This window comes from Stieleria magnilauensis, assembly GCA_007753675.1.
GTDB lineage: Bacteria > Planctomycetota > Planctomycetia > Pirellulales > Pirellulaceae > Stieleria > Stieleria magnilauensis.
Genome location: CP036432.1, coordinates 10,630,703 through 10,656,397, shown reverse-complemented (window position 1 = coordinate 10,656,397; position 25,695 = coordinate 10,630,703). Strand labels below are relative to the sequence as shown.

The 25,695-nt window shown below is 58.9% G+C and carries 16 protein-coding genes; 5 read left to right on the top strand and 11 right to left on the bottom strand.

Features of this window, described 5'->3' with window-relative positions:
* Positions 1–24: 24 nt before the first annotated feature.
* The 3 genes from TBK1r_RS37600 to TBK1r_RS37590 form a co-directional block, all read right to left on the bottom strand.
* Positions 25–381: a cupin domain-containing protein gene (locus TBK1r_RS37600; protein WP_145221603.1), complete on the bottom strand. Its 357-nt coding sequence runs from the start codon at positions 379–381 to the stop codon at positions 25–27.
* A gap of 14 nt (positions 382–395) precedes the next feature.
* Complete coding sequence (locus tag TBK1r_RS37595; protein ID WP_145221600.1) at positions 396–3,608, bottom strand: alpha/beta hydrolase family protein; 3,213 nt, start codon at positions 3,606–3,608, stop codon at positions 396–398.
* Between the two features lie 139 nt (positions 3,609–3,747).
* On the bottom strand, positions 3,748–3,960 hold the full coding sequence (locus TBK1r_RS37590; RefSeq protein ID WP_145221598.1) for a hypothetical protein: 213 nt from the start codon (positions 3,958–3,960) through the stop codon (positions 3,748–3,750).
* Positions 3,961–4,213: 253 nt separating this feature from the next.
* Here TBK1r_RS37590 and TBK1r_RS37585 point away from each other — a divergent pair, with 253 nt between their 5' ends.
* The 3 genes from TBK1r_RS37585 to TBK1r_RS37575 all read left to right on the top strand — a co-directional run bounded on the left by TBK1r_RS37585 (position 4,214) and on the right by TBK1r_RS37575 (position 6,848).
* Positions 4,214–5,527, top strand: a complete 1,314-nt coding sequence (locus TBK1r_RS37585) for an NAD(P)/FAD-dependent oxidoreductase (protein WP_145221595.1) — start codon at positions 4,214–4,216, stop codon at positions 5,525–5,527.
* Positions 5,528–5,887: 360 nt separating this feature from the next.
* Positions 5,888–6,358, top strand: a complete 471-nt coding sequence (locus TBK1r_RS37580; RefSeq protein WP_145221592.1) for a CBS domain-containing protein — start codon at positions 5,888–5,890, stop codon at positions 6,356–6,358.
* A 4-nt stretch (positions 6,359–6,362) separates the two neighbouring features.
* Entirely contained in the window at positions 6,363–6,848 is a 486-nt protein-coding gene (locus tag TBK1r_RS37575; protein WP_145221590.1) for a CBS domain-containing protein, read from the top strand.
* Here the strand turns inward: TBK1r_RS37575 and TBK1r_RS37570 are convergent.
* The gene (locus TBK1r_RS37570) at positions 6,829–7,911 is read right to left on the bottom strand and encodes a UPF0158 family protein (RefSeq protein WP_145221587.1); all 1,083 of its coding nucleotides are present in this window, start codon (positions 7,909–7,911) and stop codon (positions 6,829–6,831) included. The genes TBK1r_RS37575 and TBK1r_RS37570 overlap by 20 nt on opposite strands.
* A 15-nt stretch (positions 7,912–7,926) precedes the next feature.
* The gene (locus tag TBK1r_RS37565) at positions 7,927–9,285 is read right to left on the bottom strand and encodes an outer membrane protein assembly factor BamB family protein (protein ID WP_419580780.1); all 1,359 of its coding nucleotides are present in this window, start codon (positions 9,283–9,285) and stop codon (positions 7,927–7,929) included.
* A gap of 245 nt (positions 9,286–9,530) precedes the next feature.
* Here TBK1r_RS37565 and TBK1r_RS37560 point away from each other — a divergent pair, with 245 nt between their 5' ends.
* Positions 9,531–10,667, top strand: coding sequence for an App1 family protein (locus TBK1r_RS37560; RefSeq protein ID WP_145221581.1), 1,137 nt, complete (start codon positions 9,531–9,533; stop codon positions 10,665–10,667).
* Between the two features lie 309 nt (positions 10,668–10,976).
* The gene (locus TBK1r_RS37555) at positions 10,977–13,424 is read left to right on the top strand and encodes a sodium-translocating pyrophosphatase (protein WP_473772479.1); all 2,448 of its coding nucleotides are present in this window, start codon (positions 10,977–10,979) and stop codon (positions 13,422–13,424) included.
* 710 nt (positions 13,425–14,134) lie between these two features.
* Here TBK1r_RS37555 and TBK1r_RS37550 read toward each other — a convergent pair.
* From TBK1r_RS37550 to TBK1r_RS37525, 6 genes are all read right to left on the bottom strand, one after another.
* Positions 14,135–16,864, bottom strand: coding sequence for a c-type cytochrome domain-containing protein (locus tag TBK1r_RS37550; RefSeq protein WP_419580779.1), 2,730 nt, complete (start codon positions 16,862–16,864; stop codon positions 14,135–14,137).
* A gap of 10 nt (positions 16,865–16,874) precedes the next feature.
* Positions 16,875–19,322: a DUF1549 domain-containing protein gene (locus TBK1r_RS37545; protein ID WP_145221575.1), complete on the bottom strand. Its 2,448-nt coding sequence runs from the start codon at positions 19,320–19,322 to the stop codon at positions 16,875–16,877.
* 69 nt (positions 19,323–19,391) lie between these two features.
* Positions 19,392–21,848: a pre-peptidase C-terminal domain-containing protein gene (locus tag TBK1r_RS37540; RefSeq protein ID WP_145221572.1), complete on the bottom strand. Its 2,457-nt coding sequence runs from the start codon at positions 21,846–21,848 to the stop codon at positions 19,392–19,394.
* A 307-nt stretch (positions 21,849–22,155) separates the two neighbouring features.
* Entirely contained in the window at positions 22,156–23,460 is a 1,305-nt protein-coding gene (locus TBK1r_RS37535) for a DUF1501 domain-containing protein (protein ID WP_145221570.1), read from the bottom strand.
* Between the two features lie 293 nt (positions 23,461–23,753).
* Positions 23,754–24,644 carry a sugar phosphate isomerase/epimerase family protein gene (locus TBK1r_RS37530; protein ID WP_145221567.1) on the bottom strand — a complete coding sequence of 297 codons (891 nt, stop codon included), beginning with the start codon at positions 24,642–24,644 and terminating at the stop codon, positions 23,754–23,756.
* 8 nt (positions 24,645–24,652) lie between these two features.
* On the bottom strand, positions 24,653–25,681 hold the full coding sequence (locus TBK1r_RS37525; protein WP_145221564.1) for a zinc-binding dehydrogenase: 1,029 nt from the start codon (positions 25,679–25,681) through the stop codon (positions 24,653–24,655).
* Between the last annotated feature and the right edge of the window lie 14 nt (positions 25,682–25,695).

Genomic DNA, 25,695 nt, shown 5'->3' with positions numbered 1-25,695 from the left:
TGACCTGCAACAAAACCGGCCGCGTCATTCGTCGCCGGTAAAGAAGACCGCCAACCAGACCGTGGGCTCTCGATCGGATGTCCATTCGACCCGATGTCTGCGATGTGCCGGGATCAACAGATGGTCACCGGGCTTGAGGGTCAAGGGTTGGGGATCGTCATCAAACAACAGCTTGGCTTCTCCGGCGAGCACGGCGACCCATTCGTGTTCGTCTTGGTCGTACCAAAAGCCCTCTTCGCTGGCTTGTCCGGTGGAGACGATCCGCTCGATCCGGACGATCGACGAAGACGTGAGCACTTCGACGCATTCCTTAGCAGTCGTTGCCGGCAGATCGGTGAACAGGTTCTTGAAACCACCGTCATTGATCACACTGTCATGCATCAGACTGTCCGCCTCTATTCCGCGGGCTCCACTGGTTCTAACGGTTCCAATAATTCGAGTCCCAGTTCCTTGCCTTTCTTGACGGCCGGAACGCCGACGGCCATCCATTCGGGTTCGGGAGCCTGTTTCAAATAGTGGTCGAAAAATTGTTGCATCCGGATCGCAAAGTCGCGGCGGTTCGGTTGGCCGTCGACGCCGTGCGAGTTGCCGTTGTAATTGAGCATCCAGGCGGGTTTTTCCAACCGCCGCAACGCGACGAACAACTCGATTCCCTGGTACCACGGTACCGCACCGTCGTTGTCATTGTGCAAGATCAGCAACGGCGTGTTGATTTTGTCGGCGAAGAACAGCGGCGAGTTCGCGATGTACTTGTCGCGGGCAGCCCACAGGTCGTCTCCGATTCGGCTTTGCGTCCGTTCGTACTGGAACATGCGACTGCGTCCGCTGCTCCAGCGGATTCCTCCGTACGCGCTCGTCATGTTGCTGACCGGTGCACCCGATTCGGCGCACGCGAACCGATCGGTTTGGGTCACCAAGTAAGCCGTTTGGTAGCCGCCCCAGCTGTGGCCTTGCATGCCGATTCGTTTTTCGTCAATGAAGCCTTCGGCGACCACATGGCTGACGCCCGACAGGATCGCGTTGGCTGCGCTCGCGCCGGGCTGGCCGGTTTTGTAGGGAATGTCGGGGACAAAGACGACGTAACCGCGGCTGACGTAAAAGCTGATGTTGATGCTTGACCGCCCCGCGGCGGGTGTGTGATAGCGATGCAGTCGATCGGAACTGCGTTCGTAGAAATACAGCAGCATCGGATACTTTTTCTGCGGGTCAAAGCCGTCGGGACGATACAGGATCCCGTCGAGTCGTTGGCCATCGGTCGCCTTCCAATGGACCAATTCCGCCGTGCCCCAGGCATAGTCTTCTTGTTGCGGGTTGACGTCACTGATGCGATCGATGGATTCGAAGTCCAACGTGCTGGCCCACAGATCCGGACACATTTCGAACGTGTTGCGGGTGAAAATCACCGCATCGGATGATTCGGCTTTCTTCAGCGACGACAGGCTTTCATCCAGCATGATCAGTTGGCGCAGGGGCGAAACGTCACTCCGATCTTGACCCTTCTGCTTCGGCTTTTTCCACATGTCGCGGTCGAGCGTCAGACTGTAGAACCCGCTGGCTTTGGTCGCTTCGTTGAATGCACTGAGTACGATCGCGTCGTCGGTCGCGATCAAGCGTTCTTTGGGGTCGAGCCGTTGGTAGCGAAAACGAAGCTTGTTCTCCCGTCCCTGGGTCAAACGGACCGCGGGTGATTGTCCCGTCGGATCGACGAGCCAAATATCGAACCGGTCGTAGACCAGCAAGGCTTTGTCGTCCTTGATCCAACCCGCCGTGCCATACGCGCCTGGTAAACTGGGCCGATCGTGCAACACGTCGTCCAGTCGTTGCTTGATCGTCGCGGTCACATTGACCGGTTGGCTACCAGAGGTGGTCGATTGGGCAAACCATTTGCGCAGCTCGGCATCAAACCAGTAGATGAACTTGGCCGACGGCGACAGTCTGGCATTCCAGCGAACGTGCTGCTGCACCCGATCGCGTTTTCCCGAATCGAGGTTGACCAGATACGTGTCTTGAAAACCCGGTGATTCCCAGGACAGGACTTTACGATATTCCATGTCGGTGACCGCAATGGCCCGGTTTGATTTCGATCGAACGTCGATGTCGACGACCGGGATTTGACGCGTGGCCAGCTGAACGATTCGCTTGGCTTTGAAGTGATACGCCGCGCGGTAGTCGCGTTTGCGTTCGGCTTCCGCTTGCAATAATTGCTGCGGTTGCAAGTACGGATCTTGCCAGTGCCAGATATCCAGATTCGCCTGTTCGTCCTCGTCATCCGGCTCGGCAACCGGTTTACCCTCTTGTTCCGCTGCGACGCGTTCGCGTTCTTCGATCACGGAGTCGGGGATCGGTGCGGTTTCGAAATACAATCTGCGATCGTCTTCGGAAAAGCGTTGGTCGGAATCTGTCGCGACCCACCATCCGGCCGGAATGCCGTTGGAACCTTCGACCGCGATCTCGGCGGCTGTTTTTTGGCCTTGGTTCCACAGGTAGACGGACCAGCGAGGTGATTTCGCATCGTTGTCGTCTTTGTCGGTCAAGAACGCCAGTCGAGTGCCGTCTTCGTTGAAGGCGAGGTTTTTGTATTGGCCAACACCACCGATGATCCGCGTCCGCTTGTGCGATGTCAGGTCAACCAGATGCACGCCGTCACCGGACAGGCCGGGTGCTTGCTTTGCTTCTGCTTCGTCGGAGTTTTCGTCGGGCTCAACCGCTTTGACCGACGTTACCATCGCCAGCCTGGTGGCATCTTTCGAAAAAACGAACTGGGTCACGTGGGGGTACGTTTGCTGAAATCCGGAATCCAGTTTTCGTAGAACCAGCGTGGTTCCTTCCGCTTTGGCTTTCCCGTCGTCCCCGTCCGAATCGGCGACGTTCGAGGATTCCTTTTCTGCCGTCTTCAGATCGTTTTTCGCCGGGGGAGTTTTGGTCGACGTTGGTGCTTCTTCGGCGGTCGGCTGCAGCGACTCTCGTTTCTTGAGCTTCAGCTTTTTCGTTGGACGTTCCAATCCGTTGGGCGTGACCTGATACGTTTCGCGGACCCCGGATTCTCTCGTTTTGACGGGGGTGCTCTCGATCTGCTTTTCCATCTGATAGCCGATCCAGTCGCCGCTTTCTTCGGGCAGCTGAAAGGAGGCGACTCGGTCGATTGTGACGACATCGCCGCTGGCCAATTCCAGGATTTGAAGTTGGGCCTTTGGCATCTCGTCGGGTTTGGTTTTCTTTTCTGTCAGTTCTTTGACGAGCTGCTTCTCCGGCGAGATCAGAAACACCGCATAACGACTGTCAAAGCTGAATCGTTGGCTGCGGCCACGCGGAGCGAGATACTCCGTCGGAGACGTTGTGCTTCGAATGCAGAGGGTCGATTCGCCATCGATTTTTCCACTGTCAATTTGGTACATCGCCCACTTTCCGTCGCGGGAGAGTTGCGATGACGAAAGGGTGTTCCAAACGTCGTAGTCATGATGCTCCAGAGGACGCCGCGAGATGGCCGGTCGCTCGGCGGAGACCGGACGGGGCGCGGGCGACAATCCAAGGAGGGCGAACCAGCAGCAGAGGAAGGTCTGACGTGGTGTTCGGAGCGTGGCAGACAAAGCCGTCTTGGCGAGATTCATGGTCGGTCGAGGCTGTGGATTGGGCAGTATCAAATACCATCGCAATCAGCCTAATCGGAGACTCGACGACAAGGTGCGTGGCGGCCGGGAAAGACGGCCGATCACAGCAAAAATCGTCAACGCGCGCCGTCGACCAAGATCAAACGGAAGCCCTCACGCCCGCCCGGGTCGGCGTTTCCGCCAGGATTTTTAGCACGGCGGTGTCGGAGAGGACTTCCCGGATGGCGTATCCGAACACAAACACTTCCTGGCAACGTGGGCAGCGAATCGTTTTTCCGATCAATGTGACATCACCGCGGAGCCGGTGCCCACGCGGACATTGGCAGAGCATTCGTTCGTTTTTCCCGTCCATCACCTGACTCCCGCTGAACAAACCGTCACATCGGTGCTCGTGTCGCCAATTGACTCGGCTCCGATTGACTCGACCGGCCCCAAGAGAAGAGACGCACGGCGGGAGGATTTATTTGGGCGTTTTTGAGAATTTCCGAAATCGCCGCCGACATCTGACAAACTCCGGTTGCCCCCTGGACCAGCATGTTGACCGGAATCAACAATTCAACGGTCAAGTCTCCGCAGTCCGCTGATCCACGTACCGGCATGCCACAATGAGTCGTCCCAATCGCAAAGTGGTGATCGTCGGGGGCGGCTTCGCGGGAATCGAGGCGGCGAAGCGGTTGGGGAAATGTGATTGTGTGGATGTCATCATGATCGACAAAAGCAATCACCATGTGTTTCAGCCCTTGCTGTATCAGGTTGCCATGGCGGGACTGGATCCATCGGACATCGCGTCGCCGATTCGTTCGATGTTGTCGTCCTTTCGCAACGTCCGCACCTTGCTGGGAAACGTCACGGGTGTGGACGTCGAGCGGCGGCTGGTGTACAGCGACGCGGGCAAGTTCGAATTCGATTATCTGGTCGTCGCATGCGGTGCCGTGCACAGTTACTTCGGCAATGACCAGTGGGAGCAGCACGCACCGGGATTGAAATCGCTTCCCCAAGCGACGGAGATCCGCCGTCGTGTGTTGCTCGCCTTTGAGCAGGCCGAGCGGACCGATGATCCGACCGAGCAGTACCACTGGATGACCTTCGTCATTGTCGGCGGCGGGCCGACGGGTGTTGAATTGGCCGGCGCGATTGCCGAAATGGCTCGCTACACACTCAAGCGTGACTTTCGGTCGATCGATGCGAGTTTGGCACGCGTGATTCTGGTCCAGGCGGGCGAGAGGATCTTGGAGCAGTTCCCCGACGATCTGTCCGAGTACAGCAAGCAGGCGCTGGAAAGCATCGGTGTGGAAGTCCGCTTGGGAGACCAAGTCACCGAGGTGACCGACCGCGGAGTTCAAATCGGTGATCATTTTTTGCAGGCCAGGACCGTGATCTGGGCGGCCGGCGTTCAGGCGAGCCCGCTGGGTCAATCGCTCGGCGTGCCGACCGATCGAAGCGGCCGGGTTGTGGTCGAACCCGATTTATCGATCCCGGGCAAACGGAACATCTTCGTCGCCGGCGATATGGCGTCAGTCAAGGACGAAGACGGCAAGGGGTTGCCCGGATTGGCGCCGGTTGCGATTCAACAAGGCCGCTACCTTGGTGAACTGATCAGCCGCGAAGCCCAATGCTTTGTGATCGATCGTCCCGCGCCTGAGCGGTCCCGGTTCAAGTACCTTGATAAAGGCCAGATGGCAACGATCGGTCGACGCCGCGCGGTCGCACAGAGTGGACGATTCAAGCTGACCGGGCGGCTGGCTTGGATGGCCTGGCTGTTGATCCACATCGCTTACTTGAACGGATTTCGCAATCGGACGTTCGTTTTCCTTTCCTGGGCGTGGTCCTACCTGACGTTCGCACGCGGGGCACGCCTGATCGTCCCAAAAAACTGGCGGATCACAAAAACATCCGGCCCGGCGAAGACACGAGGATAACTGTTGGTGTGCAGGCTTTAGCCGCCCATTGTCGCTGCGTCGCAGCGACCTGGAATCGCCCGAAGGCTAAACACCAACGTTTGCTGCCCCCCCTTTTCCGCTCCGAATCGGCCGGCGATGTCAGGATTCAACGATTCGGGCATCGATCTTGCACTTACGTCGGCTTGTTCGGCGCGCGGGTGCAGCCGATGACTTTGCCCATGCCACCGGAACATGCGGTCGTCCCGGGTGCCGGGTTGGTGCACACTTCCGCAACGATCGTGACGCACCCGCACACAATGGACGCCCGCCTGGTCTCCGCTCGGCCAGCATCAAGATTTTTCCAGGGTGGGCGAAACCTTACGACACGAGGAGAAGCGAATGGGATTTCGTGGCGAATTAGACCAGGACACCGTTGGGAACCTTCCCCTGCGGGACGCAATTGCCGTGCAGCATGACACCACGGCCCTGGACGCGGTCAAATTGATGCGCGAAAAGTCACTCGGATGTGCGGTCATCGTCGACCAGGGCGGCACCCCGACGGGGCTGTTCAGCGAGCAGTCGCTCGTCGACATGCTGGCGCGCGACCTCTCGCTTGCCGATCATGTGGTGGGCGATTTTACCGACGCCGGTTTGCTGGTGGTCCGATCGAGCGATCCGATCTCACGCGTCTGGGACGCCGTGGAACGCGACGGACTGCGGTTTGTCCTGGTGACCGATGACGAGGGCAAATTGATCGGAGTGACCGGACAACGTGGCATCGCGGAGTACCTCGCCGAGCGTTTCCCGCAACAGGTCTTGGTGCAACGACTCGGCAATACACCTTGGATGCAGCAACGCGAAGGAGCATGACACAGTGAACGGTACGCCCCAATCGGATCCCGACAAATTCGAAGATCCACTCAACAATTATGAACCGACGCCATACGCCAGTGAGTTGCATCGCGTGTTGGCTGAAGAGGCGATCGATGACATGCAATCGACGCCCAGTGCTCAGGTAACGGTCGACACCTCGATTCGCGGGGCGACTGAGATGCTGAGTGAACTGAAGGTCTCCAGTTTGCTGGTCGTCAAAGGCGAAACGTTGGTCGGAATCTTCACCGAGCGTGACGTCCTGGAAAAGGTCGCCGAGAATTATGCTGCACTGGCCGATCAACCCGTCGGTGAAGTGATGTCAGCCGATCCGACGGTGGTTTACGAAACGGACCCGGTGGGGATGGCGCTGGCGGGAATCGCCGTTGCCGGACACCGCCACGTCCCTGTCTTGAAAGTCGATGGGACGGTGATGGGAATCGTCAGCCCGAAACGCGTCCTGCGTCATCTCAGTCCGTACTTAGATTGACCAACCAATCACGCACATCTGCGGGCACGTCGTCCGAAGCCCACGGCTTCGGCCACAAGACCACGGGCGGTTGAGCGATCACGTCGGGCTTCAATCGGACCGATGAGAAATCATCGTGCAGATAGGGGCGTCGCCCGCAATGGTCAGCGTCGCAGCTCCTGCGATAACCTGGCCCGCACTGGCGCCAGGGACAAGTGCGTCCCAGATACTTACCATGGACGTCGGCGAGAAAGACGTCGGCGCCGGCTTGATGTTGAATCAAATGGCCGGCCAGCTTGCGGCCCAGTTCCGCGAGCGTCGTAAACTCGCAATCGTCGCTCACGGTGACCAGTAGATCAACGTCTTTGGGAAACTCCTTTGATGTAGTGAGGGAACCGATCAAAGCGATTTTCTGTACCCCGGCAATCTTGCGCGCGTGTTCGACGAACCACTGTGTCTCGGACAACATGATCGGACGCAGTTCGGGAAGCGGCGGCGGATCGACGGTCTGGCGCTGGTTCTTTGGCTCAACACCGACGCTGTGTAACCACTCAAGAATCGTTTCGTGCACGCATTCGGTTTCGAATGCATGCCAAGCACGTTGAACGCGGCGTTCGCCGGCCAAAACATCCCGAAAACGCCGAAACGGTTTGCGCTCCGAAATCGCTTCGCCGAGCCGTTTTCGCAACCGTTGGTCGTCGACTGTTTCGATGAACCGTTCCATGAAGCGAAAACTTTCATGGGAATCGATGTGCGGGATGGACTCGTAGTGATCGACGTCTCCGAATTGCAATTCACTCGCGCCCAAGACCTGTTTTTGCTCCGTCTCGGAAAGCATCTTGAATGAGTCGGTGTTGGTCACATCATCGATCGTCCAGTCCTCTCCATCACCAACAGCGTCCGCGAGTTCATCGAAGATGCCATCCACCAATCCGGTGATGTAATCGTCCAAGACAATGATGTCGCCGTTCTTCGTATTCAAATAACTTTGTTGTTCGAAGAAGCCAAAGTCATCGGTCTGACTGAAAGCTGTTTCCAAATCGCTCCAGTTGACTTCTAGTTTCCTAAGTGGCGAATCTGACATGGGGCGGCGAGCATGCTATGGCGTGGCGATGCAGTAAAGTTTCGAGGCGGTGCGGAAGTAGACGGCGGCGTCGGCGATCGCCGGCGTCGACCAAGTCATCTCGTTGATCTCGTTGGTGCCGAGCACGTTCAACTCGTCGCCCGTCGCCAACACGTAGGTCGTTCCGCTGGTGTCAACACAGTACATCCGATCTGAATCGGTCCAAGGGGATGACCAAAACGCTCGGGCTCGGGGCACGCGGGAGCGATACACGGTGCTGCCCGTCTCGGCATTGACACAGTGGATCACTCCGCTGCGTCGTTCCAGCAGGTACAGCTTTCCGTTGCAGTAGGCTGGCGACGCCATTTGAATACCCGATCGCTCAATTTTCCAGGCCACATGCTCGGTTTGTGACTGGCCGGCGGGCGGGGTGATGTCGCCGCTGCCGCCCGGCTTGATCGCGAACAGGAATCCGCCGCCGTCGTCGGCACCACCCCGGTTGCGGTATTCCGTTCCGACGTACAGTCGATCGCCGACGGCCAAGGGGGTCGCCGAGCTGCGGCCTTTCTCCATGTCCAGCTTCCACAACAGCGTTCCCGTTTGGGGATCGTACGATCGGTAGTGCATGCCGCCGACGATCAGCTCGTCGCGCCGGCTGTTGCTCCAGAGGATCGGAGAGCTGTATTGCGACTTCTCGTCGCGATCGACCCGCCAGACTTCGTCGCCCGTTTCGGCATCGATCGCGACCAGAAACGATTGCTGTTCGTTGTCCACCTGCAGAAACAGCTTGTCGTCGAACAACACCGGCGAGCTGGACGTTCCCCAACCGGCGCGCATCGGGTAGCTGCCCAAGTCTTTTTCCCAAACCTTGTTGCCCGCCATGTCAAAACAATACAGCCCGGTCATACCGAAGTAGGCATAGACGTACCGGCCATCGGTCGCCGGTGTCTCCGTGGCATAGGTGTTCGAGCTGTGCCGGCCCATCGTCGGTCGGCCCTCGCGGGCGGTTTGTCGCCAAATCTCTTTCCCGGTCGTGGCGTCCAGACAGATCACCTGCCAGCGATACGTCACGCGGGTCAAGTCGTCACGGCGGCTGCCCCCGCCACCGCTGTATTCTTCCGGTCCGGAGGATGCGGATTCAGTCACCGGAACGGCCGCGGTCAAGAACACTTGATTCTCCCACACCACCGGGCAGGACCAGCCCTCACCGGGTACCTCGACCGACCAGCGAACGTTCTCCGTTTCGCTCCAGCGTTGGGGATGCTGCGTGCGGGCGATCCCGTCCATTTGGTCCCCCCGAAACTGCGACCACCGGTCGGCCGACGCGGGGTTGTCAAGGGTGGTCGCGGTAAAGACCGTCAGGCAGCCGATCACGAGTTTTGTCGCAGGTGTCATGTTTGAGCACATTCCGTCTTTCCATTCCAACAGCGGTTTCGATGCAAGAGTCTGCAAGTGTAGAGCATCGTCCAGCCATGGTCCCCTGTGGTATCCAATTCTAGAAGGTGCATGCAAACTTAAAAATGTGCATGATCCATCTCGTCAGAGGGGCTCTTTCGGTATGGTGAAGGCCTGAAGGCTCGCGCCAAACGGCTCAATGATTCGCGCAGCCATGGTCTCGATAATTCCGACGGAGCCCCCCCATGCCAAACCCTGCCAAAAGCCTCGCGTTGGTCATTCCGCTGGCCGTTGCGATGACATGGGTGATCGGCCGCGAACCGGATTCCGGCACGCTGTCGCCTTCGACCCTCAACGCGGACGAGGAGATTTTGTTCTATCCGACCTACGGGCGGTTTGACGAACAAGCTCAGGTGTGGCGGTTTGACGTGCACGGCAAGGTGTTCGAACCCGAAGATGGATCGTTCAAGCGGGCGTTGCTGATTGCGACGCTGAAATCCTCGATGCGTGGCAATGTTGAGATCGACAAGGATGCGTTTCTGTCCGATCGAATCCGACCGTTTCTGGTGGACAATGAACGCGGCAAATCCGTCACCATCGACGTCGCCGGAAATCAATTTGCCGCGGGCGTCTCCGCTGCCAATGGTCATTTTCGTCGTTCCTTGGTCTGCGACGCCGCCGGGTTGGGTGTCGGTCCACAAGACATCGGCGCGCCGCAAAGCCGGGTGTTGACCTTCACCGCGGTTTTACCTTCCCGTGATTCCAGGTCGTTTAACGGACGCATCCATCTGATCGCCCCACGCGGTGTTTCGCTGATCTCCGACATCGACGACACGATCAAGCATTCTCAGGTGACCGACCGGTCGGAATTGTTGCAAAACACGTTCACGCGCGCCTTTCGAGCGGTGGACGGCATGCCCGAACTGTACGCGGATTTGGCTGACGTCGGTGTTGCGTTTCACTATGTCTCGGGCAGCCCCTGGCAACTGTATCCGCCGTTGCAAGCGTTCTTCTCGGATCAGGGATTCCCGCAAGGTACCTATCACCTCAAGTACTTTCGGTTGACCGATTCGAGCGGACTCGGATTGCTTTCCTCCCAGCGGGCCACCAAACTCGCCGCGATCGAGCCGCTGTTGGATTCGTTTCCGGATCGCCGATTCATTCTGCTCGGCGACAGCGGGGAACACGACCCGGAGATCTACGGTCAACTGGCGCGCGATTACCCGGACCAGATCGCCGGGATCTTCATCCGCAATGTCACGGCGTCTGACCGGATGGACGGACGGTTTCAGACGGCGTTTGAGCAAGTGCCTGCGGATCGCTGGCGATTATTTGACGATGCCTCGCAGATCCGTGACGTGGTCATTGATTTGGCCAAGTGACATACCGGGTCAGTCCGCCGGTGGCACAGTTCTTGCATCGGGACAAACGCATAGATCGCCTTCCGTTTTTAAGGTGATCCGCGGACGAGGCGTTAGCGGAGTGTCGCGTTTGTCGTGAAGCGGATTCGACGCTCAAGTGGGGCGGCGTCTTCTTTTTGGCGCAAGGACCCGGTTGACGCCTGAGTCGGGCATTCGTTTCTGATAGATTCTCCCTTACTGTTGGCGCAGAGAATTGCCCGCTTTCAGTTTATCACTCGACCTAGCGCGAGCACGCTCGCTGTCTGACCGTGTCACGAAGGAACACACACCATGTTGGAATTCATTGTTTTCGTCGCAGTCACCGTTCTGATCGCAGCTTTGTTTCGGACGTGCACCAGTGACACACACTTTCGCACGCTTTTCCGCACACTCCTTGTCGTCGGCGCACTGTCGTTGGCGCTCTCGCCGATGACGGCGTTGGCATTTCAAGACACCGGCGATGTCGTCGCCCCCACGGAAACGACGACAGCCGGCGTGGCCATCCCATGGATTTCCTACTTGATTCCCCTGCTCGGTGTGGCCGGACTTGTCTTCACCTATTGGAAAACCACCTGGGTTTCGAAACAGGAAGTCGGGGGAGAAAAGATGGCACGCATCGCGGCCAACATCTCCGAAGGGGCGATGTCGTTTTTGAAGGCGGAGTATTCGATCTTGGCGGTGTTCGTCATCGGGGTGGCCATCTTGCTGGGATACGCCGGCAGCACCCAAGGCGAATCTTCGTCACCGTTGGTCGCGCTCTCGTTCGCCTCCGGCGCGATCTGTTCGGCATTGGCGGGATTCATCGGCATGATCGTGGCCACCAAAGCCAACGTGCGAACGACCAACGCGGCACGAACCAGCCTTGGCAAGGCCCTGGAAGTCGCTTTTGCCGGCGGCAGCGTGATGGGCATGGGCGTCGTCGGGCTGGGCGTACTGGGCTTGAGCATCTTGTTTGTGGTTTACGCCAACCTGTTTGGCCTGGACACCCAAGCCAGTCTCACCCGCGTGATCACGGTGCTGACCGGATTCTCCTTCGGTGCGTCCTCGATCGCATTGTTTGCCCGGGTCGGCGGCGGGATTTACACGAAAGCCGCCGACGTCGGGGCGGACTTGGTCGGCAAGGTCGAAGCGGGGATTCCCGAAGACCACCCGTTGAACCCGGCCACGATCGCGGACAACGTCGGCGACAATGTCGGTGACGTGGCCGGCATGGGGGCGGACTTGTTTGAGTCCTACGTCGGATCGATCATCGGCACGATGGTGTTGGGCGGTGCGTTTTTTACCGTCTTCAACCAAGCAGGCCTGGATGATTTCGGCGGGCTGTCGGCTGTTCTGTTGCCGCTGGTGCTCGCCGGCGTCGGCATCCTGACTTCGATCGTCGGTACGTTTTTCGTCAAAGTGAAAGAAGGCGGCAATCCGCACCACGCATTGAATTACGGAGAATTTGGTTCCGCTGCCATCCTGTTGCTGCTGACGTATGTGATCATCAAGTTCATGCTGCCGGCCACCTGGACCGTCGGTGAAGGTGCCGGCGCGTTTGTTTACACCAGCAGCGGTGTGTTCTTTGCCATTTTGTTTGGTTTGGCCGCGGGGCTGGGCATCGGAAAGATCACGGAGTATTACACCGGCACGGGCACGGGGCCGGTCATCTCGATCGTTCGTCAGTCGGTCACCGGGCCGGCGACGACCATCATTTCCGGGTTGGGTGTGGGCATGATCTCGACCGCGATTCCGATTCTGATCATCGCCGCCGCCATCATCGGTGCGTATTCGATGGCCGGTCTGTACGGGATCGCAATCGCCGCGGTCGGCATGCTTTCCAACACCGGCATCCAATTGGCCGTCGATGCCTACGGACCGATTTCGGACAACGCCGGTGGGATTGCGGAAATGGCAGAACTGCCCGCCGAGGTTCGAGGCCGCACTGATAAACTGGACGCGGTCGGCAACACCACTGCGGCGATCGGCAAGGGATTCGCGATCGGCTCGGCCGCGCTGACCGCGCTGGCGCTGTTCGCCGCCTTCATCACCGCTTACAACGCCTCGCACGCCGAAACGCCGATCGTCGCGATCAGCATTACCAATCCGTTCGTCATGGCGTCATTGTTTGTCGGTGGGATGTTGCCGTTCTTGTTCTCGGCGCTGTCGATGAATGCCGTCGGCCGGGCCGCGATGCGGATGATCGAAGAGGTTCGCCGACAATTCAAGGACATCCCGGAATTGAAGGCGGCGTTGAAGGTGATGAATGACAACGACGGCAAAACGTTTGACGAATGGTCGCAAGCCGACCAGGAAACGTTCCAAGCAGCCGATGGCAAGGCGGAATATGGCAAGTGCGTCGCGATCTCCACGCGGGCTTCGATTCGCGAAATGATCGTTCCCGGATTGGTCGCCGTCTTGGTCCCCGTCGGTTTCGGTTTCGTACCCAAACTGGCTGGTCTGCCGGGTAACACCAACGCCTTGATGCTGGGCGGGTTGCTGGCCGGGGTGACCGTCAGCGGCGTCTTGATGGCGCTGTTCCAATCCAACGCCGGTGGCGCCTGGGACAATGCCAAGAAGATGATCGAGGAAGGTTACGAAGTGAACGGCCAGATGTTGGTCAAAGGCAGCGAAGCCCACAAGGCAGCCGTCGTCGGTGACACCGTCGGCGACCCGTTCAAAGACACCTCGGGACCTTCGTTGAACATCCTGCTGAAACTGATGAGCGTCGTCGCCCTCGTGATCGCGTCGCTGATCTAAAGTGGGGTAAGCATCCTGCTTGCCAGCGGTCGCCGGATCGGGACGTGAAAGGAGTGACTGACCAACTCCTTTGCTGGAAAAGCAAATCGGTGTACACCGCAGAGCGGTGGTACAACCAAGCCCGGGGTCGCGAAGCGCACCCCGTGTGGTAGCTCGGCCTCGCTTCAGCTGTGACAGGATGCGTCGGAGGAACCTGGACGGACGGAAGATTGCAAATTGAAATTGAGAATTGAAAAATGCAAATTTGCAATTGGAAGTTTTCATTTTGCAATTTTCAATCTCTTGCTCCGTGTCCTGCAACGGGGAAACGGGCGCCAGGAATTTCAGGAATGAAACCTGCGCAAAGGAATAAGGTCGTCAACCCCGAACTTTTAGCAGCCCAGCGCAACCCCTCCGGTCCTTCATCGTTCCCGAAACGCCGGAGGGCTCGCGCCCTACCGCTAAAAAAATGCTTCACAGCGTTGCCCGTTGCGATTGGCGTCCAGAGTGTTCCCATGGCGGGAGCCCGGGCACAAGTAAGACCTGTCACGCACAGCGTGACCTACGGCTGTCCATCGTAAAGAATACCCACGGATCGCAGCGCGAACCCACGGATGACAGGGTGCAAGAAATCCGTGGGTTCGCGCTGCTATCCGTGGGCCCAGTGATCGTTTCATCGTTCCGCAAGCTACAGCCTGACCTTCGTCCGCTCGACAAACGCAAGGCTAAATTCAAATCGAGAGGCCTTGCAGCGTTGCGATCGCTTGATTGATCGTGGCGAGGTTGGATTGAGACTGCGAAACATGCACTTCGTCGACCTGGACCGCTTGGATCGCGTCGGCGGTTTTCGTTTCCAGTGTCGTAACCATCGCGGTGGCCTCGGCAACCTTCTGTTTGAGCGATTGCTGCATCGCCAACAAGCCGGATGCCCTTGCTTCGCCTTCGGCAACACCAGCGATCGCGAGCTGTTCGGCCTGCGTTTTTGCGACCAAATCGGCTCGACCGGCCTCAAGTTGTTTGGTCTTTTCCGCGGTAGCAGATTTCAATTGGCCGACCAACGCAATCAACGTCGCATCATCACTGGCCAGATTCAACGCCTGCTCGGCCTTGACCGCGGCATCGCCGAGTTTGACGATCACCTGATCCAGGGTTTCCACACCTGCCGCGGCGTTCTGCTTGGCTTCGGTCGCGCTGGTCGCTGCGGCCTTGGCGGCCTCCACCGCAGCGATGGCGGTGTTGTAATCCGCGTCATTTTTGGCAAGTTCCGCTTGCGCTGCGGCTAATTCCGCCCGCGCCTGATCGGCATTGGACTTTGCCACGTCCGCGGCTTCTTGCGATGTGGCGTGTTGGGCTTCGAGGAGCGCGAGTTGTTGCTCGCTGTCCAGACGTTGTTGGTGCAGTTTCTTCAGCTCGCGATCAAATTCGATTTCGGCGGTCCAACGCGACACGGCTTGCCGGGCCGATGCGACAGCGGCTGCGGCTGGATCGTGGGCTTGCTTGGCAGCGTTGAATGCGTCTTCGGCAGGTTTCCGTTTTGCCACCAGCATTTGTTCGGCCTGCTCCGCGCTGGTCCGTGCGGCGGCTGCATCACCGGCCAGCCGCTGCGCCGAATCGAGTGCCTGCTGGGCCTGTTGCAACGCCGCGAACTTGGTCGCCGCGATCCCCTTGGCGGACGTCATTTCGCTGACCTTGGTGTCCGCGGTCGTGCGGATCGTTTGGGCGGCGGCGATCAGGTTTGCGTCATTGGGCAACTGTGCCGCGGCGGCGGCCGCCTTTTCGGCAGCCTCCTTCAACATCGGTACGCTGATGGCCAGTGCATCGACCGCTGTGCTGGCGACCGCGTTTTCACTGGCCGCCTGAGTCATCGTCGCCTGTGCGGCGGCCAACGCGGTTGCCGCACGATCCGATTCCTGCTTCGCTTCGGCGGCGACCTTCTGCGCGGCGGCGACTTCGGTGCTGATCTGTTGCAACGCGGACTGTGCGGTCTGGTAAACCTCTGAGATCGGTTTGAATTCCGATTGGGCTGCCAGCAGCGACTCGTCAGCTTGCTTCAGCCGCGTCTCCAGCAACGGCGCGTTGCTCACCAACTGACCCAATCGCGTACCGTTGGTCGAATCATGAACGCGGATTTCGCCGCTGAAGTCGCCGGAAATCGCGCGGTGGGTCTCGTCACAGTAAGTGGCCTCCAACGCCAAATCGCCGAACGCTTCAAACGCGAGTTGCTGGGTGCCATTTTGGTCCCACGTTTTTGGGATTCGGTCTCGTCCGCACGAGAACAACCGGCCATCGCGAGTGAATTCGACGCTCAGCGCTCCTCCACCATGCGCGCCCCAATTCTTCACGGCGCCGCCGTTTTCCATCTCCCACAAACGGATCGTCGAGTCTTCACAGCTGGATGCCAGCAGGTTGGAATCGCTGCGCCATGAAACGCTGGTGACCGCTGCGGTGTGACCTTTCAAGGTTAGATACTCGCGGCCCGTCCAGCCTTCCCAGACTTGCAAACCACCGTTGCGATCACCCGTGGCCAGCAACACGCTATCGGGGCTGAATTCCAACGCGGTGATCCAATCGGTATGTTTGCGGATTTCGTGCAACAGTTGGCCTGTCTCGGTGGCGTAGATGCGGACGACGCGTTGTGGTCCACCGAGCGCGATCAGGGTTTGATCGGAACTGATGTCGGCGGCCAGGACTTCATCCAGTTCGTCGCCGATCTCGATGATCCGTCGGCCGCTGTGGATATCCCAGACGACCACGCGTCCGCTGGCTCCGGCGACACCGCCGCCGCAGAGCAACAGCCCGCCGTTGCGGCTGAACTTTAGAACCCGCGGCGTTCCCTCGGGAAACGGCAGCACGCCGAGCAGTTCGAGTGTTTCGGTGTGGTAGAGCAGCACCTGCTTTTGGCTGCTGACGGCCGCCAGCGGTGCCCAGGGGCTGGTCGCCAGGGCGTCGATCGCGGTTCGGTCGGGCGTGAATAAAACGGGTTGCAGACTCAATCGCGCCGGCATAGGCACGGTTTCTGGACGCGCGGTCGAGGGTGCCGCCAGCGCCAAGTCGAACTTCTTTTTCTTGGCCGCCTTGGCCGAACTTCCCGCATTCTCGAGGACGCCGCCATCGATCCACTTGCGCAGCGTCTCGATCTTCTCGTCGGCAATCTTTGGCGATTCCGGCGGCATCGAAGGCTCGTCCTGGTGGGTGACCAGGGCATACAAATAACTGGCCGACGCGTCACCCGGTTCGATCACTTCGCCGGACGCACCGCCTTGCATCAGGGCGCTGTAGTTGGTCAGGTCCAAGTCGGCGCTTTTTTTATCCGGGTTGTGACACGACGCGCACGCTTGTGCAAAGATCGGGCGAACATGGTCGTCAAAGGTGATAACGGGCGGTTTCTTCTCTTCGGCATTCGTGGGGAGCGAAGCCGAGAGAATCACGGAAAGCAGAAACAGTCGTCGTAAGTTGATCATTGCGGTCATCTTAGTGGTTGAACACAAACTCCCGTGAATTCAAAAGCGCCCAGAAGATGTCTTCGAGGGTCACTTTGATGTCCGGCGAGGTGGCAATCGCTTCGCCCAGTTTTTGTTTTTCGATGTCGGTGGGCTTGCGTGTCAGGCAGCGGACATACAGCTCGTCAACGATCTCTGCCGGTTGCTTGCCTTCGGCCAATCGCTTTTCAATAAGTTTTCCTTCGCCGATTTTGCCGCCGACGGTTTCCCCGTTGAGCAGGTGCAGGGCTTGTGAAAGATTCGGTTCGATCTGGACTTCACAGGAACAGACACTGGCGCGGGTTGCCCGGCCGAACGAGGTTAGGAAATAGGTGCTGGTGTTGCCGTTAGAAATCTGAACGGCCCGGGCACCCAAGGGAAGTCCGGCGAATTTGTTCTTGGTGTCGGTCGCTTGCGTGATCGAATCGAGCAGGATTTCAGAACGAATCCGCCGCAGCGAAGCGTGAGAGAAATTGCGATCGTCACGCTTGTTCGTTTCGTTGGTCGCGGTGCTCAACTGATACGTTCGCGACGTGCAAATGTCGCGCACCAACCGCTTGAAGTCATAGTTGTACTCGATGAATGATTCCGACAGCGCGGCCATCAATTCGGCGTTGACCGGCGGATTGCTGACCCGCACATCGTCGACTTCGTTGATGATCCCTTTGCCGAAGAAATGATTCCAAACGATGTTGGCGAGGTTCGGTGCGAAGTAGGGGTTGTCCTTGGACGCCAGCCAATCGGCCATCACCGCACGGCGATCTTTGCCGGCCACATCCGGCGCGTCGGAGCCGAGGAACTTGGGCGCCATGACACGGCCATCGACGGGATGCTTCACCTCACCACCGCCGCTGTTGAAGACGATGGTTTCGCGTGGATCTTCGGCCTGCTTGCGCCCGATTTGCGAGAAAAACGCCGCAAAGCTGTAGTAGTCATCCATCGTCCAACGATCGAAGGGATGATTGTGACACTGGGCACACTGAATCCGCATCCCCATGAACACTTGAGCGACGTTTTCGGAAACCTTCAGCGGATCGGTTTCCATCTGGTAATAGTTGGTCGCCGCGTTTTCAAACGTGCCGCCGCTGGCACTCAGTAATTCCTGCACCATCTTGTCGATCGGGACTTCGGCGGCCAGTTTCTCTTGCAGCCAGTTGTAATAGCGCAGCATCGGTTTGTAGGCGATCTGCTGCGTGGTACGAATCATCAGCAACTCGGCCCATTTCATCACCCACAGCTCGACGAACTCTTTGCGGTCCAGCAGTTCATCGACCAACTTGTCGCGTTTCTTCGGGTCGTCGTCGGCCACAAATCGCTCGTATTCTTCGATCGTGGGAAGCATGCCGACGATATCCAGCGTCGCCCGACGCAAGTATTCTTCGTCGCTGCAGATGTCCGAAGGATTGATCCGCAGCTTGCGCAGTTTCGCGTGAATGTGCGTGTCGATGTAGTTGAAATCTTTGGCATCGTTCCACTGGAACTGCAGGTCCTTGGGCAAAACGATGACGTGAGATCCGACAGTATGGGTGTCGAACCGGGCCATGATGAACGCCTCGCCCCGATTGGCCGCGGTGACCATGCCGTCGGCGGAGATCGGCGCCGAGTTGTCGTTGTTGGAGAGAAAGGACGCGAGCGACGTGACGTCGCGATCGGTTCCATCGGAATAGTGGGCGCGGACGCTGACACGCTGTGTCGTGCCTTCACCATCCAACACTGCGGTTTCCGGAAACACTTCCACTTTCGTCACCCGGGGAACTTCGCCGGGATCGTTCACCGCGCCGGCCTGATGCCACCGCAACAGTGTTTGCGCATATTCGCTTTCCATTGCGAATCGCTGACCGCCGGTGTGGGGAACGGATCCGACCGATTTTTGGATTAACAAGCTTTCTTCCGGAAGCGACAGATTGATTCGCCGGCCGGGGAACTGTCGTGTCAAGCGAAAATGATCACCGTCGGGATCGTAACCGAACAGCGAGAGCATGAAGCCGTCTTTCCCCCGCGCCGCGCCGTGACAACTGCCCGTGTTACAGCCAGCTCGCATGAAGATTGGCATCACATCCAGTTTGAAACTGACCGGCGGTTGAACGCCCGAGTCCTTGACCAAGACCGGGAGAACCGCCTGGTGGCTTGCGTACTCCACCTTCAATTCGGTGGAACCATCGGATTGCGGATAGACCACGTTGGACTCCAGCCGCGCCAGCGTGGTGTCACCGATCGAGAAGGTTGTCTGGTCGGTGACGTCCTCCGTGATGCCGTCGGCAAACACGGACTGGACGATCACAGATTGATGATCTCGCGCGTTCGTCAGATCGACGTTGGGCGGGTAGACGCGTATCGAGACGGGAACACGCGTCTCGGTCAAACTCGCGGGCTCGGCCGCCGGCACTGCGGTGACGACGGCGATCAACGCGGCCAAGGCGAGGAAGTGTTGTGATTTCATGACGATGATTTGCGACTGCATCCGAAAGGGCTGGAGGATGAGTGGTGGAGGTGATTGGCGGTGGCGACGCTAAGGCTGTTCGGTTCGCGATTCTTGGCGTTGCTGAGCGGCCAGTCGCAGTTTTTCCAATCGCGATAGCGGTTTGGTTGGCGGCGGCTCGGGTGCCTTGGCCGGTTCAGGCGGAGCTTGGATGGTTGCTTCCGGCATCGCTGCAGGCGCGGGGACAGGTTGGGTCACCGGCGGCGGAAGCGGAACGTCGATTTGCAGTTCAACATTCCCCGCGCGACTGACGATCGCATCGCCGTTCTGCGGAATCGTCACTTGGCAAAACAGCGTGTGTTTTCCGACGGGGCTATCGCCTTCGGTCGTGACCTTGAATGTCAACTCGGTCGTGTCTTTGGAAAACGACAGGGGTTCGATCCCGACCTTGGGCGGCATGCCGACCAACTCCGCCTTCGCCTCTCCCTCAAATGCCGTCGTGTGATTCAGCTTGCACAGCAGCAACGTTTCTTTGCCCTGTTCGCACGCCGCCCGCTGCAGTTCGAAACGAACGTAGGCGTCAGTGATTTCTAGTGGCGTCAATTGCGAAGACGCCCACATCCCTTGCGATGTCGCCAGGGCAAATACCTTCCAGTTTTTGATCTCGGCCGCCCCGTTGGCGTTGATCGGATACAGGACTTCGGTTTGCCCCTTGGGCAGGTTGACGCTTGGCCCGGCCCCGACTCCCGGTGGGCGGTAGGGCAATTGGACCTGGATGTCTTCGTCCCAGCCTTCCTTTTTGTGGGCGATGATCTTCAAGTTCATCGATCCGTCTCGAACCAGTGGCACTTTGAGGGGCTCGATCTCGATCCGGAACGGCACTTCATCGACAACCGCGACGGCAAGTTTGTCGACGTCTTTCCAGCGGTAGAGGGATTGATTGGGTTCGCCGATCAGGTAGTCGGCTCGGTTGACGAACCCGCCGCGAATGGTCTGGTTCGGGTCGGCGTGTCTGGCGAGAAAGTCGATCAAGGCGCCGCTCAGTTGTGCGTCGGCGGTGGCTTCGAAGACAACGGGCATCGTGTTTTGGTTTGCCGGCATCGGATCACATTGCATCGTCAGTCCTGCGGGCAAGTGTTCGGCCAGCAACACCAGATCGCCGCCAAAATTCATCCGATTGGCGGTGATCAAGGTGCCGAATCGGTTCCCCTTGGGCACAAAGACCTGTTGGCGATACTGTCCATAGCGTTCGTTGCGGGGAATGCCGAGCGTGAGGGCTGGCTGAACGGCTTGAAACTCGATCCGGTAGACCAAATCCGGACCGCCGCGGCCCAAATGGTCGTTCACCCGAATCACGTACTCGGCGTCTTCGGGAACCGTGAATCGGATGTAGGCATCGGGACCTCGCGAATCGTCATTGCCGGCGAGGTGTCGTCCGTCGGCGAAGTAGAGATTCAGCACGGGGTCCAGCCCGGAGCGAATGCGTCGCGCGAAACACTCCACTTCGTAAACCTGTCCCTTTTTGGCGGCGAATTTGAAGCAATCCACGTCGCCGGCGGTTTCGATGATGCCGTTGAACGCGAGCGGCAACTCGACCGGTGTCCCCTGGCTGACTTCGTTGTTCGGTTCTTGTTCAAAGGCATTGCCATGCTCGAACAACCGGAACGGGTTGGGCGTGGGCGAAACGCCCCCTTCGTCCTCGGCAAAGACTCCGAAATCGGTGACCGGATTGGCGGGCAGCTGAACCTTGCGGGTCAGTTCACCGGCAGGCATCCCCAGGAAACGCACGTCGATTTCGTCGCCCATCTTTCCGCCGGCGGGGAACGGCACCTTGGGTCGTGGGAAGGTGCCGACGTGAAGTCGGTAATTGTTGCCGGCTGCATAAGCGCTTTCACGCACTTCGATGAAATAGGTTCCATCGGCGGGAGCGATGATAGACGCAAAGCCGTCTTGCAACGCCAGTGCGGTGTCATCGTTGGTGGCAAGCTCGAATCGTTTTTCGTCCAGGATCGCGACATAAGGGTCGAACATCGCGGTGCTCAATCGCATCGCGACGATTTCGACCGAGATCCGCTGTCCCTGTTTGGCTTCCACCGAAAAGTAGTCGACGTCTTCGTTGGTGATGGTTCCATTGACGACATGTCCCAGCGCGATCGTTTGCGGCGTGTTGAAGTCACTATTGGGTTCCACTTCGTCGACCACCGGCAGGTCTTCGATGTACAAGGTGCGGTAGTCCGAGATGCCCGTGGCAGTTCGCACCTGCGCGACGTGTTCACCCAAGCGACAGTTCGGTGCGACGCGGATTTTGACGGTTGCGTTGTTGCCTTCTCCCTTGACCTCCAGCACTTCCAGGCCGTCGTCGTAAAACAAGATGTCTTGAACGTCACCCAAATTGGAACCGATGAATGTCAATTGATGTTCGGCACCGCGTTGGATTCCACGCGGGGTCACGCTGGTCAGTCGCGGCGACGCCGCTGGGCAGACGCCGCAGTTGGCGATGCCGGTGGAGATCGCCAGCGCGACGAGAATTCGGCACAAAATGGACATGCACAGTTTCCGGTGAAGTAATCAGTGGGATACTACTTTGACACCCATCGGGGTGTTCTTGTTAGCGGTAGGGCGCGAGCCCTCCGGTCTTTCACGGCTTGTTAGCGGCAGGGCGCGAGCCCTCCGGTCATTCACGGCCTGTTAGCGGTAGGGCGCAAGCCCTCCGGTCATTCACGGCGTTTTCAAGCTGGAACCGGACGGCTTGCGCCGTTCCGCTACCTCCTACAGTGCCAAAGTCGCTGGCATTGGGCGGGAGTCTTCATGTCAGTGCGTTGTCAGGCGGAGCCAGGGAACAACGGGTTGGCTCCTAGACGATCAAATCCTTGCGGACGGTGCCGCCGTCGACGATTTCGATCGGGCGATCGCCCGGGGCCATCAACTCCTTGTCGGCGTTGATGCCCATGCAGTGATAAATCGTGGTGGCCCAATCGGCGACGTCCAACGGGTTTTCGTTCGGTTCGCTGGCCGTCGCATCGGACGATCCGTAGACGATGCCGGGGCGAATGCCGCCACCGGCCATGACCACGCTAAACACTTTGGGCCAGTGATCGCGTCCCGCCGTCGCGTTGATCTTGGGCGTTCGGCCGAACTCGCTGGCCAGGACGACCATCGTTGAATCCAATAGCCCGCGCTGATCCAGGTCGCGGATCAACGCCGCGTAGGCCTGATCGAGCTTGGGCACCTGGCCTTGGATGCCACCGAGGATGTTGTCGTGCATGTCCCAGCCGCCGTAGGTCGTCGTCACAAATCGCACGCCCGATTCGACCAATCGTCGGCACAACAACAACCGCGAACCGGCATCGTTGCGGCCATACTCGTCGCGGATCTTGTCGTCTTCCTTGTTGATGTCAAACGCCTCGCGGGCCTTGTCCGAATTGATCATCGCGTAGGCGCGTTGATAGAACGTGTCCACGGCGTCGAGTGAATCGGATGCTTGCTGCTGACGAAAACCCGAGTTCACGACGTCCAACAAATCTCGGCGGGACGTAAAACGATTCCCGTCCACTCCGCCGGGAAGATTCAAATCCCGTACGCGAAAGTCAGCTGCGGCGGGGTCGGCGCCCAAGCTGAACCCCGCATAAGACGAACTGAGGTACCCGGTGCCGGCGAATTCGTTGGGCTGGTTGGGAACACAGACGTAGGGCGGCAAATCATGTCGGGGGCCGAATTCGTGCGAGACGACGCTTCCCATGCTGGGGTACGACAGCGCGGGGCTGGGTCGGTAACCGGTAAACATGTTGTGCGTGCCCCGTTCGTGGGCCGCTTCGCCGTGTGTCATCGAGCGGCAAATCGCGATCTTGTCGGCGACCGTTGCGGTTTGTTTCCAAAGTTCGTTGACACGAACCCCGGCAACCTTCGTCTCGATCGAGTTCATCGGGCCGCGATATTCGACCGGCGCGTAAGGCTTGGGGTCGAATGATTCTTGGTGGGCCATGCCACCGGGCAGAAAGATAAAGATGACGGATTTCGCCGTCCCCTCTTTGCTTTCGTAGTGTTTTTGCTCGGCGAGTGCTTCGAACCGAAGCATGTCGGCCAACGAGAGGCCCAAACCGCCGAGGAACCCGACGCGCAGCACGCCCCGCCGGGACAGACCGTTACCGTAGCACTTCATAGAGCGAAAACTCCGAGGGGCCTCGTTCATGGACGAAGAGATCCGACACTTGCGGTGGCGAAGTGTTGAACGAGGGATTGCCGAAGAAACTGGGGCAAGACGTCGAACATCACAAGACGAACAACGTGGAAAGGTGGGATGGGCCTGGAGGTCCCGGGCCGGACGCCGAATTGTCATCCCCGTTTGCCCAGCCGTCAAGCCTTAAAACGCAGGAAACAAACGCTTCACCGCGTCGACCTACCCCGGGCAATGCATGACACTCGGCGATGGATTGACCAGCACCGGTTGGATGATCAGCCACCCGGCCAATGCTGGGCGATCTTGTTGCGCAGGAAATCGGCGCTGCGGCGCAATTGATCGATCCCGTCGACACCGTCTTCGATGCTGATCCAGCTGTCAAATCCCTTGCCGGCCAGTTCGCTGAAGATCGCGTCGTAGTCGTTCAGGCCCTTGCCGATTTCGCCGTGGCTGAGCCGTTTCGCATAACCGACTGCGCCGCCTTCTTCACGCCGCAAGTCCTCCAGCGTTCCCTCGATCAGGTAGCGGTCGCTGGCATGCATTGTGACGACGCGATCGGAAACCCGCTTTAGCAATTCGATCGGATCGTCGCCGGCCAGGAACGCGTTGCTGGGATCGTAATTGACGCCGAAATTGGGGTGATCGATTGCCGCGACCAGATCACAGAAAACGTCCATCGCCTGGGCGAACTCGGGGTATTCCCAAAAATCGTCCTTGTAGTGGTTCTCCAGAATCAACGTGATGCCGCACTGTTGGGCAAACGGAAGACAGGCACCGATGCTGTCGGCGGCAAGCCGGACGCCCTGGTCGACGGTCAGCTCCGGCCGCCGTTGGCCGCTGAGAACGCGACAGTAGCTTCCGCCGAGCGCGTGGGTCATCTCGATCCAACGTTTTTGTTTGGCGATCTCGGCATCACGAAAGGCGGCATCGGGGTGGGTGAAGTCGGGCGAACAGCAGAGCATGGGGATGCTCATGCCCAGGTCTTCGACTTGCTTTCGCAGCACGGGCCAATTCGCGGGATCGGCCAGCTCCAAAAACCCGGCGTAAAATTCCAGACCGTCGATGTCCAATGTCGTTGCCAGCTCGAACCACTCCGCCAGTGTCATCGAGCCGTCTTTGCAAAGCGCCTGCATGTAGGCTTTGGGGAATGCGGCAAGTTTCGGCATAATGGATCTCAGACGGGTTTCAACACAGATTTGACGACTTCGCCCTGGTGCATCTTTTCAAACGCTTCGTGCCACTGATCGATCGGCCAGACGCCGCCGATGATCGGTCGGACGTCCAATTGGCCGCTGGTCAGCAGGGCCAGCACCCGTTCCCAAATCGGCCAGTTGTGACTGAAGCTGCCTTGTAACGTGACATTTTTTTGAACCAACGGATCCAGATTGAAGCCCAACGGTTGCGGCCCCCAGCCGACCTTGCTGATCCAGCCGGCCGGTCGAACCACATCGATCGCAATCTTCAGCGTCGCACTGGCGCCGGCCGCATCGATCACGCCATCGCAACCCAAACCGTCGCGCTGACGTGCCCATTGGCTCGCATCGCCGACGATGCCTTCACACCCATAATGCTGTTGGGCGATTTCCAGTCGCCGCCGATCCGATTCCAAACCGACCAGGGCAACTTCGGCCCCGCACAGACGAGCCATCGCGGCGCACAGGATGCCGATGGTTCCCGGCCCCAGCACGATCACCCGATCACCGGGTTCGATCCGTGCGTTTCGAACAACCGCGTTGTAGGCCACACAGCAGGGTTCGGTCAAACAAGCGTGTTCGAACGCCAGGGAATCCGGCACGTTGTGCAGGATCCGCGCGGGGACGCGAACGTACTTCGTCATCGCGCCATCGACACCGTACCCAAACCCCTTGCGGGTCGGATCCAGGTTGTACAGCCCGCGGCGGGTCATCGGGTTTTGCTGGTCGATGATCGCCGCGGTTTCGCTGACGACGCGATCACCTTCTTTCCAGCCCTCGACCGCTGATCCGAGTTCGGCGATGTGTCCGCCGAATTCATGGCCCAGCACGACGGGATAGTTGACCGGCCAGGAATGATTGGCGGTCCATTGGTGCAGGTCGCTGCCGCAGACGCCGACGTTGGCGACTTCCAGCAAAACGTCCTCGGGGCCGATCGACGGTCGGTCAATCTCCCTCAATTCCACCGATTCCGGTTCGGGGGCGAAATTAACGACGGCGGCTGATTTCATGTTTGTACTTTTCT

What these genes read in the sequence shown, in the direction of transcription:
- TBK1r_RS37565 (WP_419580780.1), bottom strand. Translation starts at nt 9,285, where the DNA reads ATGACACCTGCGACAAAACTCGTGATCGGCTGCCTGACGGTCTTTACC.
- TBK1r_RS37600 (WP_145221603.1), bottom strand. Translation starts at nt 381, where the DNA reads ATGCATGACAGTGTGATCAATGACGGTGGTTTCAAGAACCTGTTCACC.
- TBK1r_RS37540 (WP_145221572.1), bottom strand. Translation starts at nt 21,848, where the DNA reads ATGTCCATTTTGTGCCGAATTCTCGTCGCGCTGGCGATCTCCACCGGC.
- TBK1r_RS37570 (WP_145221587.1), bottom strand. Translation starts at nt 7,911, where the DNA reads ATGTCAGATTCGCCACTTAGGAAACTAGAAGTCAACTGGAGCGATTTG.
- TBK1r_RS37530 (WP_145221567.1), bottom strand. Translation starts at nt 24,644, where the DNA reads ATGCCGAAACTTGCCGCATTCCCCAAAGCCTACATGCAGGCGCTTTGC.
- TBK1r_RS37550 (WP_419580779.1), bottom strand. Translation starts at nt 16,864, where the DNA reads ATGATCAACTTACGACGACTGTTTCTGCTTTCCGTGATTCTCTCGGCT.
- TBK1r_RS37555 (WP_473772479.1), top strand. Translation starts at nt 10,977, where the DNA reads ATGTTGGAATTCATTGTTTTCGTCGCAGTCACCGTTCTGATCGCAGCT.
- TBK1r_RS37580 (WP_145221592.1), top strand. Translation starts at nt 5,888, where the DNA reads ATGGGATTTCGTGGCGAATTAGACCAGGACACCGTTGGGAACCTTCCC.
- TBK1r_RS37560 (WP_145221581.1), top strand. Translation starts at nt 9,531, where the DNA reads ATGCCAAACCCTGCCAAAAGCCTCGCGTTGGTCATTCCGCTGGCCGTT.
- TBK1r_RS37525 (WP_145221564.1), bottom strand. Translation starts at nt 25,681, where the DNA reads ATGAAATCAGCCGCCGTCGTTAATTTCGCCCCCGAACCGGAATCGGTG.
- TBK1r_RS37595 (WP_145221600.1), bottom strand. Translation starts at nt 3,608, where the DNA reads ATGAATCTCGCCAAGACGGCTTTGTCTGCCACGCTCCGAACACCACGT.
- TBK1r_RS37535 (WP_145221570.1), bottom strand. Translation starts at nt 23,460, where the DNA reads ATGAAGTGCTACGGTAACGGTCTGTCCCGGCGGGGCGTGCTGCGCGTC.
- TBK1r_RS37545 (WP_145221575.1), bottom strand. Translation starts at nt 19,322, where the DNA reads ATGAAATCACAACACTTCCTCGCCTTGGCCGCGTTGATCGCCGTCGTC.
- TBK1r_RS37585 (WP_145221595.1), top strand. Translation starts at nt 4,214, where the DNA reads ATGAGTCGTCCCAATCGCAAAGTGGTGATCGTCGGGGGCGGCTTCGCG.
- TBK1r_RS37590 (WP_145221598.1), bottom strand. Translation starts at nt 3,960, where the DNA reads ATGGACGGGAAAAACGAACGAATGCTCTGCCAATGTCCGCGTGGGCAC.